This is a genomic window from Flavobacterium sp. ACAM 123 (assembly GCF_000264055.1).
Classification (GTDB): domain Bacteria; phylum Bacteroidota; class Bacteroidia; order Flavobacteriales; family Flavobacteriaceae; genus Flavobacterium.
In genome coordinates, this window is record NZ_AJXL01000046.1 from 17591 (window position 1) to 30165 (window position 12575).

Here is a 12575-nt window from a genome sequence, read left to right on the forward strand (position 1 = left end):
AGTTAAATTTTTCAGATTCAAATAAATGAATAAACATCTTTAGGTGATTATGGTGAGCGTCTGTCTAAATGAACAGTTAAGACATAAAACCAACCCTTTATTACATAACAATATCGCCCAAGAGAACGTTTTATTATCTTCGCTTACTACTTATGTGATAAATTTTGGGGCTCTCAGTTTTAATTATTTTTCAGAATATAGTATGTCGTGCACTTTGTTTTAGTATCAATAATGTAGTTTTTTATCAGTATAATTTTAACCTCCTCAAAGATTGTAATTAAAAATATTCGCATGAAAAAATTTATTTAGTGTTTTTAGCTTTTTGTTTAGGTAACATAAGTTTATTGGTTGCGCAAACGTCTTACACTAGCGCTGCATCGGGGAACTGGAGTGAGCCATCTACTTGGTCTCCAAATGGTGTGCCTACAATTTTAGATTCGGTTAGCATTGGTAACCATACAGTGACTGTGACGGCAAATGCTGCATGTGCCACCCTTAGTACCAACCCAGGTAGTGATGTTGGGATAGCAACAATTAAGGTAAATAATGCAGTTAAGTTAACAGTTACGGGGTTTATTTATGTAATATCGACAAATTTGAACAATAATAGTAGTTGTTTTAATGGAGGGGGTAGTATAGAAACTTTTAATTTGTTTATTGGCAATCCCGTTTTAGTTACAGATGCTGTAAAAGAAACTACAGTTTATGTTGAGGGGCTTGAAGAGTTCATTGTCAATAATGATATTATGACAGAAACGAGAGTAAATGTGATCAATGGCACAAGCAATGCTGCTAGACTTAGACATAAATCAGGAACTATAAATCTTGGTAGAGAAATCATCTCTAACGTGCAATCGTCCGGGATTCCAAATTTAGGGTATTTAACAAATAATATTGACCAAGGTAATAGTAAAATAATTATGACGGGCGTGGCTCCTATTATTCCATCGACAGGTTCTTCAGCGCCGGATTTTTCTGAAGGGACCGTGGAATTTAGATCGATTGCTACTTCTCCATATGACTTGCCTTTTTTAACATACAAGAATTTAATTCTAAATTCTCCTCGGACTTTTAGGTCAGTCAATAATGCAACCACCATTGCAGAGAATGGAAGTTTACAACTTGTCCTAGGGGTGATGTCTGGTTTAGCATCTGGTCCCACAGTAAGGTATTTAACATTTGAGGATAATACAACAATATACATATCTAACGGCCGTTTTTTAGACGGAAATGGATCAGGGCCTCGGATGTCTAATATTTTAAATAACTACAATGTAACCTATTTGCAAACTAACATTGAAGGAGTTAAACAGTCCGGAAGAGAATTACAACCTGTATCTGCTGGTGCGAGTCCTTTAAAGAACTTAACTATTAGCAATACAAATGGTGTGAGCATTAATCTTGACATAAAGCCTAGTAGTGTAATTATAACTGCAAGTTGCACAATATCAGGGGCTGGTAAAATTGATGTTTCTCATGTTTTTGATGTTCCGACTGCTTCTATTGTCAATTTAACTAATGGACAAATTACGTTAGTTTCTAATTCTACAGCTACGGCATGTGTGCCACCATTATTAAATAACCCAACAATAAATGGAAATGTTGTCGTGCAGCGATTCCTTCCAAATCTCGAGCGAAGTTGGAGGTTATTAACTGCACCAGTAAAGGGATCAAGTGATAATTCTGTTTTTTACAACTGGCAAAATAATGGAGTTTATGGCGGTTTAACAAACACTGGCATTGAAATATGGGGACCTACAGGGAGTTTGTCTTTTGACGATAATGGTTCAACAATAGCGGGTAATGGTTTAATTTCTCTTATAAATTCCAGTTATAACCTTAGAAAATTTAATAATAGTACTGGTCTATGGAATAATATTATGAATACGGTTAATGAACCGTTATTCAATGGCACTACAAATAGCGCTTTTTTACTTTTTGCTCCTCATTCTTTTTTAAATGGTTCTGATTTTGAGGGTGGTTTCATTCCTGGCCATTCGAATTTAACTGCTTCTGCTACCGGGGAGCTGATCACAGGAAATGTTACTTATTCTAACATTTTAAATAATAGGTTTTATTTAATTGGTAATCCTTATGCAAGTTCGATTGATTTTTATACTATTTTGTCTGAACCAGGCAATGGAGGTGTCAGTAATATTTGGGTGATCGATCCGACAATTGGTTTAGGAAGTTACGTTACTTGGGATGCTATTGCAGGCTATAGTAATACAGCTTCAAGTTTCAGTGGTAGTACAATTTTTCAGTCAGGACAAGGTTTTTTTGTAAGGGCATCTTCAACTGAAACATCAATAACGATTAAAGAATCACATAAGAGTAATGCAGATTCTAATACAACCTTAAATAAGGTTAGTTCCATTAAGAAAAATGATTCAGGTACTTTACTTCGAGTGCTGTTGGAAAAGGAAGTCTCAGGTATTTATAGTAATATGGATGGTTGTGTAGCTGCTTTTTACGAGGGTGGTGTTAATGGTTTGGATGTTAGAGATGGTAGGAAATTAAGTAATGTGGGTGAGAACTTGGCTTTATTTAACGAGGGTTTTTCTTTATCAATTGAGCATAGGGCTGCCATAGTGGATGATGATTTTCTAATGCTACGGATGACTGAGGCAACGGTTGGAGCTAACTATAAGTTGAAGCTTTATACCGAAGACTTTAAGTATGAAGGAAATGCTTATTTAAACGATTTATTTACCGGTTCTATTATTCAGATTCCTGTAAATGGATCTGTGCTTGAGTATCTATTTGATGTTACAAGTGACTATAAAAGTATAGGAAATCGTTTTAAAATTGTTTTTCAAGCTAAGTTATCTTTGGACTTGATTGATCTAAGTACAACAAAGCTTGCTTTGTATCCAAATCCTGCAAATGGTGAAGATCATATTTCGGTACTGTTGGATTCTGCCATTGTTTCAGATGATTATTTATATAAAATTTATAGTGCTGGAGGTCAATTAGTTTCTGAGGGTCAGTTTTTTACATGTAACTCTGTTGGTTCCATACCTCTAGTTAGTAAATTAAGCGCAGGACTGTATGTTGTACAACTACGGAGTAAAAATAATGCTAGTGATGTATTTAGCAAGAAATTAATTATTAAATAAAAAGACAGTTATGAATTCAACTAAGCTACTACTATACTATTTTCTTTTAGGCTCCTTTGCCTGTTTTGCACAAGGATGGGAGCAAGATCCTGATCCAGGTTTTGGCGGAGGATCTGGAGATCCTGCAATAGAGCCTACATCAGCACCAATAGATAGTATTGAAATGCCGTTGTTCATCACAGCAGTATTCGTTGCTGGTTTAGTTATGAATAAAAGGCATAAATTACGGTAATAGTAGTTAGTTAATCAAGGTTTAATAATCTAATGATTTGTTTTTACTGTCGGATTATTACTGTTCTCGAAACTAAATAAATAGTTTTTAAATATGAAAAAATAATTATCTTTTTTTAATTGGGTTTTCTTTTGTTAGTGCGGTGGCGCAAGAAAACAGTATGAATGAAATATTAGCTAAAAAGAAAATCGCAACAGTTGAAGAACTTTTCAATGCTGAATTGAAAGGAGAAAAGTACAATCGATGGTCATTGAATTTAAATGGTGGTTTTAATGCCCCTGTTGGCCCTTTTACTACGGGATATTTTTCCGCTACTGCAGATTATCTAACAGACCCTAATTTTAACCATTTGGATTTCAATGTTAGAAAAATGTTTAATACCAAATTTGGTTTAATGTTGGGTCTTTCGTACGACAAGTTTTCTAGTTCTGGAGCTAGTAGTCCGTTTTCTAATTCGATGTATGGTACTAGTATACAGGGAGTCTTAAATGTGCATCGTGCTCTAAACTGGGAAGAATTCACAAAAAATTTTGGATTACAATTTCATTTAGGTCCTGGTCTTACTTTCTTAGAAAGCCAAGAAATTCGTCCCGTGAATAGTAAATACGTAGATAAAGGGTTGGTTTTTGACAATATTTATAGCATAATTAGTGGAGCAACAGTGCTTATAAAATTGTCTGATCGATTTGCTTTTAATCTCGATTATAGTATGATGAAAAATTTTTCACACCATTTAAACCTTGATGGTAGAACCAAAGTAGATCTTGCTTCTAACAGAACTGGTATCATTCATACTGCTACGGCGGGTGTCACTGTATATCTTGGTAAAAAAGGCGATCATGCTGACTGGTATTTACAGAAGAATGGCTACAAATTAGATGATTTTTTGGCGAGGGTTAATAAAGTAGAAGCACAATTAAATGATGCTAATTATGATGGAATTCCGGATGGATTAGAAATGTATGTTAAAGGTAGATTTTATAATTCACAAATTAATAACAATGCATATTCTAGCGAACAGAATTTGACTAATGTCGAGTCGCGAAATATGATTAATTCGAATTTGATAAATGTATTCTTTGATTTTGATCAAAGTAGAATTTCTTCCTGGGCAATATCTGACGTAAGTTTCCTTATTAAATATCTTAATGCCAACCCCGAGACAAGTGTTGACATAATTGGATATGGTGATGAGTTAGATGATAGTGAAAACAGCTTACGCTTGTCTAAAAATAGAGCTGATAATGTTTCACAGATGATTATAGGATTAGGTATTGACGCAAGTCGGTTGAAAGTTATAAAACATATCGGAGATAATTCAGTTCCAAAGGAATCTAAATTAGCTAAACAATTGGTTCGACGAGTTGTTTTTAAAGTATATTAATTAAGTTTGTTAATTGATTAAAAGTACCTTTTTGATTGATCGTTTCTATTTTAGAGAGAATAAAATTTGTTGAATTATTACTTGTGTGATAACTATTGTGTGATTCCTAATTTGAGTCCCTATAGAACTTACGCGTTTTGTATTAATTATCTTATCACAAGTAATTTATAAATTTAGGTTTTCTGTTTTTATAAATGCAGGACAAATTGAGATGATCAATAATTTTTTTGTTGTGACAGGTAATCTAAATACCATTGTAATTCATATAGCTGAATTAATTCGTCTTTTTTCATATTTTTTTGAGGTAATTGGATAAAATTCATTTGTGTTGGTATTTTTTTTGGATGATTTAGCTCTTGCGATGCAAGGTAGATTGCTTGCATCAATGTTTTGTTATTGTAGAGCAGGCTGTAGTTTTTTAGAAAAATCATACTGTTAGTTTTGTCACAATTTTCGTTGTAGACAATCTCTCTGAATGTTAGTTCTTTTATTTTTAAGGTAATGTCTTTAAAAATATACTGCTCATCGAAGGTATTCATTTTTTGAACTATGGTGTTTGTATCTTGAATGAAAGCGGTGAATTGCCAGCTTTTTAACAGAGGTGCATTATCGATTAAAGTAATTACTTGATTGAAATAATCTTTATCTCCATTAGCTGTGATAATAAAACCGAATTTAGATGTGATATCCTTAGGGAATACAATCATAAAGTCGATTTCCCTGCAATAATAGTTTAAGTTTTTAGTGATCCAAAAAGTGATGTATTTTTGGTTTTCTGGGGTTTCATTTATGATGTTTTTGAGCGTGTGGTGGTTGTCTTGGAACCAGTTCCAGAAGGTGTTAATTTTTTTCATTTGTTACTTTTATTTAACCGCAAAGAGCACTAAGGAATCGCAAGGTTCGCAAAGGTTTTTTGGTATTTATTTGTTGATTATCGTTTGTCCTTAGCGTTTTTATCAAAAGCAATTAGATTGAGCATGTTTCTCAAGCGAGAACGGACTCGATTGCCGTAAGCAGTTTCTATCTTAGAAGCGGAGAGGTTTGTGGTGATGTGGGTGTATATCTTCTTGGATATAAAAATGTCGTACCTAGAGAGAATAATCTCTGCCATTACATTGCATTCGTTTCCGAAGTATTTGAGGTTCTTTTCGGTGCCTAAATCATCGAAACAGTAGTTTTTATGTTCGGCATGGGTATTGTGCCCATGGCTGTAACGTTGAATTACTTCATATCCATCTTTGATGAATTCAAAACTAATGTCTCGACAGGTTTTCATAAAGAACTTTTTATTTCCTTGTGGGACATAGCGCATGATGGCCATCAAAGAAGTTTTACCACAGCCTACAGGGCCAGAAAGAAGAATTCCTTTGGTGAGATCGATATCAAACTTAGCTGCAGTGTATTCATCATCTAGGAAATAGCAAATGAGTTTTGTGATGTTGGTGGTGTCTTGTTCGTGAAATTGAAATTTTACTCCATAATCTTTTTTGCCTTTTTTTTCTAACCAAGTGATAATTTCTGAATAATCGTGTTTTGATGCCATAGGTTTGCGGTGAAGGATGAGAAGTGAGTATTTTCGTTTTTCCCCAGCCCTAAAGGGAGCCGTAAATTTAGGGGAGAAGTGAGAGGTGAGTATTTTCGTTTTTCCCTAGCGCTAAAGGGAGCCGAAATTTTAGGGGGTGGGAAGTGAGAGGTTAGTATTTTCGTTTTTCCCCAGCGCTAAAGGTAGCCGAAAATTTAGGGGGAAAGTGAGAGGTGAGTATTTTCGTTTTTCCCCAGCCCTAAAGGGAGCCGAATATTTTAGGGGGAGAAGTGAGAGGTGATGTACATGTTGAGAAAGAATCAGATGCTTAAGGCATTCGCAAGTATGTTCAAATCATTTTGCAAATTGGCTGCATAATTTTCGAGTTGCTGATTTCTCTTGGATTTATATGGCAGATGCGACAGAACCTTAAAATGATTCTTCATTTAACGATTCATTAAATAATTACTACCCCACAGGTTTTTGTGATAATTTTAGTTCAGTCAAGGTAACTTTAATAAATATGCAAACCAGAGTTAATAAATAAAGTTAAGTATGTTAATTATGAAGTAATACTTACAAAAAAAGCTCAATTCGTATTGAATTGAGCTTTTTATTTTGTGACCTTGACTGAACAATTTACAAACCATTTTATGCATAATTTGAAGAAGTTGGCTATGTGGAATTCTTTATAAGGTATCAAATTTTAATGTAAAGATAATTTATAACCCTTAATGTAACCTATATAGAAATCAATGCCCCAGCATTTACTGTGGACTCAGGTTATGGGGCACAAAATTATGCACGTCTCTAATTAAAGTTGACATATCTAATTTTTGAAAACATTGAAAATTGGTACAACAGAAAAAGCAGACATTCTGCTTTGAATTATGCAACTATTGAAGAATTTAACAATCAAATTAATTATAAAAATGTAGCTCAACTTATACTGCAGGTTTTATTTGCATATCCAAAGTAGTAATAATTAATACATAGTGGTAATTGAAAGAGATAATTTTTGTCTTAATATTCCTTATATGTATTTTCCAATATTAAAATGATGGCATTTTTAATCCTCTCCATGCCTTCTGGTGTATTTATGTCTATTTCAGAAAAAAGTGTATCTGTGGATTTTGCATGTAACACCATATAATATATGCCAGCAACTAATAAGGCTGATACTGCTCTTATATCAATATTTTTACCTTCTAATTCTTTATCAGTAAGTTCAAAAATCGTAGACGCAAGATGTTCTCTTTCCTCACAAACCTCATACATTATCTTCGTTTTTTTACTTATTTCCCACAAAATGAGTTTTTGCATTTCTGAATTTTTGTAAAAATAATCCAGCTGGTTTAGTAATAAATATTCAATAATTTTTTTTGTATTATGACTATTTTCTGCAATCACCTGTTGTGTGTTTCCAGATGAAACAATCCAATAGTCCTTATTTCTCACATAAGTTTCTACCAAGTGATCAACCGAATCAAAATAAATAGTGATAAGACGACGACTTAAACTAGCTGCTTTTGCAATGTTGGTTGCTGTTAAACCAATATATCCTTTCTCTTTGAGTACTTTTCCAACTGCATCCAAAAGTTTTTGTTTTGATCGTTCCTTATCATTTACCTCTCCTTGGTATTTCTTTCTGGACATAATAGCACTTGTTTTTACATTTAAAAAATAAAAATATGTTTTTTAAATGTAAAAACAATGTGATTAATTAAAAGATATCTTTTTAAGTAATCTAGTTTTTAAATGGAAATTTGTTAAATTTTAGAAATACCCAACTTTTGGTTGACATATTCGAATCCGTTTAGAGCCTTATCTAGGTGTTCTTTGGTATGTGTAGCCATTAGACTGGTCCGAATTCGTGCGTCTTTACGTGAAACACCAGGGTACACTATAGCATTGGCATAAACTCCTGCCTTAAGCAGTAATCTTGCCGCATTACCTGTTTTATGGGCATCACCTATTTTGATTGGAATTATAGGAGACTCTGTAATTCCTACATCCAACTTCAAATCCAAAAGTCCCTTTTTAAAGTATGCTACATTTTCTAAAAGCTTAGCACGCCATTCGGGCTCTTCATCAATTAAATCAAGTGCCACTAATAAACCATTCATTGCTGGTGTGCAATTAGAAGAAAAAACATATTGACGAGATTGAAATCTAAGGTAATTAATTACTTCTGGTTTAGAAATAATAAATCCACCGATGTGTCCAAAAGCTTTACTTAAAGTTCCAGATATGATATCTACTTTATTCAACAAGCCAAACATTTCAATCACACCTCGACCTCTTTTACCTAAAACACCAATACCATGTGCATCATCAACCATAAGGAAAGCACCATAGTGTTTTGTGAGTTTATAAATTTCATCCATTTTGGCAAGATCTCCATCCTGGGAATACACCCCGTCAATAATTACTATTTTAGTCTGATATTTTGATTGGACCTCATGTAATGCCCGCTCCAAATAATCAAGGTTATTATGAGGGAATCTTTTGATGTTCGTTTCCAATAATCCTTCATAAACACTTGCGTGTACAGCCATATCCACAATGGCACAATCTTTATTTTTCAACATGGACAGCAAAGTGGCACTATTTGCTGTATAACCCGTTGTGTAAACCATCGAAGATCCTTTAGATCTATCAAAAAAAGCAGACAATTTATTTTCTAACAAGATATGGTATTCATGATGACCACCAATCAATGGAGATGCACCCGCTCCTGTTCCATATTTTCGTAAACCTTCAATAGCCGCAGCTTTAACTTTAGGATGTTGTGTGAAGTTTAAGTAATCATTGGACACAAGGCTAATACATTTTTTAGGTATTTGCTGAAAAGGAGTGCTTAAAAATATTTCAGGCCCACAACCATCATGGGTTACAAAACCGTAATTCATTCGCCCTTCAACTTCCATATAATCGGTAAAATCCTTGAAAAACCCTGCCCTTTGAAAAGCATTCATATCAGGAATGTTTTCAAAATCTTTAAAACTTGCTTTACTGAAATCTATATTGTGTTTATGTGTTAATTCCATAGGTTGAGGATTTTAAAATTTAAAGGTATTAAATTTCCCTTGTACGGGATAATTTTATCGATAAAAATTTTTGAAATTAAACAACTAAATAAATATGTGATTAATAGTTATTTACATTTATCGCAATTAAAAATAAAATTTCAACAATTAATTTTCCCAGTAATGGGAAATTTAATTAGATTTGTATTTTGCTTTAGTTAAGACACTTAACAAAGAGGCATTATTATTAAATCAAAATTATAAATTATGAAAAATCTTTTCGCTTATCTATGGGCTACAGCTCTACTAATTATTATTTCTTCCTGTTCGTCTGATGATGTGTTTCCAAATAAAAACAATAATACGGAAGCAAATGCTAAAAATGCGAATCTAGAAAGAACGGTCAAAAATGACACGTCTAAAAAAGTAAATGATATTATTTTTCCTTTAGAAGGAAATAGGGATACCCTAAAAAGACCAGGGGCATTAAAAAGACTATCTGTTACAGATAGTTATGAAATTGATCAGTTGAATGAAATCCCAATATATTTAAAAGTAATGGGAAATTCTTCTAGTAAACAGTTTATCACCGCTTCGACTAAAGGGGCTGAATTAAATATGAATATATACACTGGGAATTTATCGCAACAATATTATATTAAAGTTTTACCACCATCGACGGGGGTTCCTTATTTAATATATTCTAAAAACACCAACACTCCTATAAGTGTGGGGTCATATCAGAGCAATCCAAATGTGAAAGTGCTTTATGCTAGAAATGATTCGACTGGCTCCTTGTTTGGTTCTTCATGGGATTTCGAAAGAGGTGAGTATACTAACAACTCTTTTGTGATTAAAAATCAGGATTTTCCAGAATCGGGCGGAGGTTCTTGGTGGGATATTTATTATAATGTAATCACTGTCACTGATAGTAAAATTTCGTTTTCAAAATATAATAATAGCCCTCGTCAAGAGTTCGAAATTATTCCAGTCGAAACGTTTGTTGTTGAAAAAATTCAATTTGATGTTGACGCTGGTACAATATTGTCAAATGTACCATTACAGGTTTACAAAGAGGGATATACTAATAATGGACCGATAGAGCAAACGTATACATTTGCTGTCAATAAGTCATATACCCAATCTTCTGATTATAAGAGATCTACATCATACAAGGTCTCGCTTTCAACTGAAGTCAAAGCTAAAGTTCCATTTATTGCATCAGGAAAGATATCAGCATCTACAGAGTTCGGACAACAGTTCACCTATGGTGAAAGTGAATCCACAACTATTGCTATCAATCGTAGTTATCCGGTAAAAGTACCTGCCAACTATAGAGCAGATCTTTCCTTAACTTTCTTTAAATACAATATAGATGTAGATTATATCGCTACCTGTAGAGGGCTTACTTCCGGAAAAATGATAGAAATCAAGGGAATTTGGAGCGGTGTTGATGTCGAGGAAACAGATGCAAATCTTACACTCACCCCACTTGATGGAGGCACTATACAAAAAATGAAAATATCAAAAGAAATGCTGGATTCGAAGAAAGTAATTGAAATGAGATGAAATATTTTATAAGTATTATACTATTACTAAGTTTATTTCTCTCTTGTGCTGGTTACAGGAAAACAATATTTACCTTGAATTCAGTAAGATTAGGTGATAGTATTGACTCAGTAACTAAAAAATATGGCAATCCTTTTAAGAGTGATGTTTATAATCAAAATGATATCCATTTAACTAAAATTTATTATAAAGAAGCTGTTGATGTATCTAGTTATACATATATTCTGACAACTGTATTAACATTTAAAGATTCTGTTTTAATAAACATTGAACAAAAAGAGAATTATCTGCCAGATAGAAAGAATATTATAAGTGTAGAATCTGTTAATGACACCATCCCATAAAGTATAAATTTGTGGTAGTACGAAAAAGAAAGTTTGAGCAAAGACGTAATGTTATCTCAAAACATCCCTTCTATGATTAGAAATACGATGATTGTTTTTTTCGGTTGTAGTTTTGCAATCTCAACTAAATTAAAGTAACAATCTAAATTTTTTTATACTGTGCTTAAGACTTATTATTTTAATCTTTGTAATTGATTTTGCAATCAGTATTTCATCGTATTTTTGCTATAGATATTATTGTCAAATTATAAGAATGTTAATTGTTTTAAAACTAAAAAAATGATATCAAAACGTTTATTTATGCTGTTTTTAGTACCTATGTACTTTATCTCGTGCAACAGCGATGTTGAAGATGGTATAACTCAGATGCAGCCGTCTATTAGCTTAATCCAAATGGAAGGGGAAGGGGGGAGCGTAGAGGTATCTCTTACAAATGGAGATTGGAAAATTTCTGGGGTAAACAATACAGATGGAGATGTTAGAATAAGTGGAGATATTTACTCTATTGATAATAAACTTATTCGCGAAAATTATACATTGTCGCTGGAAGGACTCGGAAGAATGGAGGCTTTTGTCGGAAGTAAGGGTTTTGTCATTACCAGAAATACCCCCACTTCCCTCAATATTGAATTGAATGAGAACAGTTCCGGTGAGGATTTCAATTTTACCGTAGACCTTCAATCCGCGAATGAATCAAAAAAAATCACTGTTGAACAAAAGAAGTCACAGGGGTATAATTTTAAGAGTATTGAATATACCCTAAAGCAAAATGATGGAGACTCACTTTTTATAAGAAATGGCGAAGGTTACAAATTCAGTGTCTCTTCCCCTCAAGAGTTTTCATTCTCTCCTTTCACTGGAGTAGAGATCAACAGGAAGACCTTCTTTAAGAGTAATGAGAAGGACGCATTCGTTTGGGTTAAAAAAGACTCGATCAAAGTCAGGGTTCCATCCTCAATCGATAATGAAAAGATATATACAGGCAAGGAAGAAGAGGTCTATACAAACCTGACAACCAAGTTTGACTATGGATTTGAGCAAACGGAAACGATAACCATCCCTTCAGGGCAGTCCGAGTTCTATACCCTGATCCAATTCCACAAACGCACAGTCTCCTATACTTTATATCTGACCAATAAAAGAACGGGAGATGTAAAGAAGATAGAAGGTAAGTGGGTCGAGATTGCTCCAACAGGTAAATATGATATTATATGGAAAAACTAGTACAAGCAGAAAATATTTGAACAAGTAATATACTTCTTTTGAAAAATAAAGTATTTAGAATTCGCCTTTTTAATTAAAGTATTGAATAAGGTGGATATTAATGCCAAACGATTAAAAAGAGAAACGAGCTTTAAAGTATACTTGTCGAGTTT

11 protein-coding genes are annotated in these 12575 nt (G+C 33.4%); 7 read left to right on the forward strand and 4 right to left on the reverse strand.

Annotation, left to right across the window (positions count from 1 at the left end):
- Nucleotides 1–308 precede the first annotated feature (308 nt).
- The 3 genes from A3SG_RS0110060 (at nt 309) to A3SG_RS0110070 (ending at nt 4735) form a co-directional block, all read left to right on the forward strand.
- On the forward strand, nt 309–3119 hold the full coding sequence (locus A3SG_RS0110060) for a T9SS type A sorting domain-containing protein (protein ID WP_029596728.1): 2811 nt from the start codon (nt 309–311) through the stop codon (nt 3117–3119).
- Nucleotides 3120–3129: 10 nt separating this feature from the next.
- Nucleotides 3130–3351, forward strand: coding sequence for a hypothetical protein (locus tag A3SG_RS0110065; RefSeq protein WP_016989897.1), 222 nt, complete (start codon nt 3130–3132; stop codon nt 3349–3351).
- 160 nt (nt 3352–3511) lie between these two features.
- Complete coding sequence (locus A3SG_RS0110070; RefSeq protein WP_016989898.1) at nt 3512–4735, forward strand: OmpA family protein; 1224 nt, start codon at nt 3512–3514, stop codon at nt 4733–4735.
- A gap of 215 nt (nt 4736–4950) precedes the next feature.
- Here the strand turns inward: A3SG_RS0110070 and A3SG_RS0110075 are convergent, their stop codons facing one another.
- Together A3SG_RS0110075 and A3SG_RS0110080 are read right to left on the reverse strand one after the other, a co-directional pair.
- Nucleotides 4951–5589 (reverse strand): hypothetical protein, encoded by a 639-nt coding sequence (locus A3SG_RS0110075; RefSeq protein ID WP_016989899.1) that lies wholly within the window; start codon nt 5587–5589, stop codon nt 4951–4953.
- Between the two features lie 77 nt (nt 5590–5666).
- Nucleotides 5667–6278 (reverse strand): ATP-binding protein, encoded by a 612-nt coding sequence (locus A3SG_RS0110080; protein ID WP_016989900.1) that lies wholly within the window; start codon nt 6276–6278, stop codon nt 5667–5669.
- Between the two features lie 799 nt (nt 6279–7077).
- Between A3SG_RS0110080 and A3SG_RS22340 the strand changes: the two genes are divergently transcribed.
- Nucleotides 7078–7236, forward strand: coding sequence for a hypothetical protein (locus A3SG_RS22340; RefSeq protein WP_016989901.1), 159 nt, complete (start codon nt 7078–7080; stop codon nt 7234–7236).
- Nucleotides 7237–7280: 44 nt separating this feature from the next.
- On the opposite strand, the gene A3SG_RS0110090 is transcribed toward A3SG_RS22340, so the two are convergent.
- Nucleotides 7281–7913, reverse strand: coding sequence for a TetR/AcrR family transcriptional regulator (locus tag A3SG_RS0110090; RefSeq protein WP_016989902.1), 633 nt, complete (start codon nt 7911–7913; stop codon nt 7281–7283).
- A gap of 113 nt (nt 7914–8026) precedes the next feature.
- Nucleotides 8027–9307 (reverse strand): aminotransferase class I/II-fold pyridoxal phosphate-dependent enzyme, encoded by a 1281-nt coding sequence (locus A3SG_RS0110095; RefSeq protein ID WP_016989903.1) that lies wholly within the window; start codon nt 9305–9307, stop codon nt 8027–8029.
- Nucleotides 9308–9553: 246 nt separating this feature from the next.
- Here A3SG_RS0110095 and A3SG_RS0110100 point away from each other — a divergent pair, with 246 nt between their 5' ends.
- The 3 genes from A3SG_RS0110100 to A3SG_RS0110110 all read left to right on the forward strand — a co-directional run bounded on the left by A3SG_RS0110100 (nt 9554) and on the right by A3SG_RS0110110 (nt 12423).
- Nucleotides 9554–10855 (forward strand): aerolysin family beta-barrel pore-forming toxin, encoded by a 1302-nt coding sequence (locus tag A3SG_RS0110100; RefSeq protein WP_016989904.1) that lies wholly within the window; start codon nt 9554–9556, stop codon nt 10853–10855.
- 74 nt (nt 10856–10929) lie between these two features.
- A complete protein-coding gene (locus A3SG_RS0110105) occupies nt 10930–11199 on the forward strand; it encodes a hypothetical protein (RefSeq protein ID WP_198008512.1) in 270 nt (89 codons plus the stop codon).
- A 279-nt stretch (nt 11200–11478) separates the two neighbouring features.
- Nucleotides 11479–12423: a hypothetical protein gene (locus A3SG_RS0110110; RefSeq protein WP_157485398.1), complete on the forward strand. Its 945-nt coding sequence runs from the start codon at nt 11479–11481 to the stop codon at nt 12421–12423.
- Nucleotides 12424–12575: the final 152 nt, after the last annotated feature.

Excerpts from the sequence above, each read along its gene's own strand:
- A3SG_RS0110070 (WP_016989898.1), top strand. The coding sequence starts at position 3,512 with ATGAATGAAATATTAGCTAAAAAGAAAATCGCAACAGTTGAAGAACTT.
- A3SG_RS0110065 (WP_016989897.1), top strand. The coding sequence starts at position 3,130 with ATGAATTCAACTAAGCTACTACTATACTATTTTCTTTTAGGCTCCTTT.
- A3SG_RS0110075 (WP_016989899.1), bottom strand. The coding sequence starts at position 5,589 with ATGAAAAAAATTAACACCTTCTGGAACTGGTTCCAAGACAACCACCAC.
- A3SG_RS0110110 (WP_157485398.1), top strand. The coding sequence starts at position 11,479 with ATGATATCAAAACGTTTATTTATGCTGTTTTTAGTACCTATGTACTTT.
- A3SG_RS0110080 (WP_016989900.1), bottom strand. The coding sequence starts at position 6,278 with ATGGCATCAAAACACGATTATTCAGAAATTATCACTTGGTTAGAAAAA.
- A3SG_RS0110090 (WP_016989902.1), bottom strand. The coding sequence starts at position 7,913 with ATGTCCAGAAAGAAATACCAAGGAGAGGTAAATGATAAGGAACGATCA.
- A3SG_RS0110100 (WP_016989904.1), top strand. The coding sequence starts at position 9,554 with ATGAAAAATCTTTTCGCTTATCTATGGGCTACAGCTCTACTAATTATT.
- A3SG_RS0110095 (WP_016989903.1), bottom strand. The coding sequence starts at position 9,307 with ATGGAATTAACACATAAACACAATATAGATTTCAGTAAAGCAAGTTTT.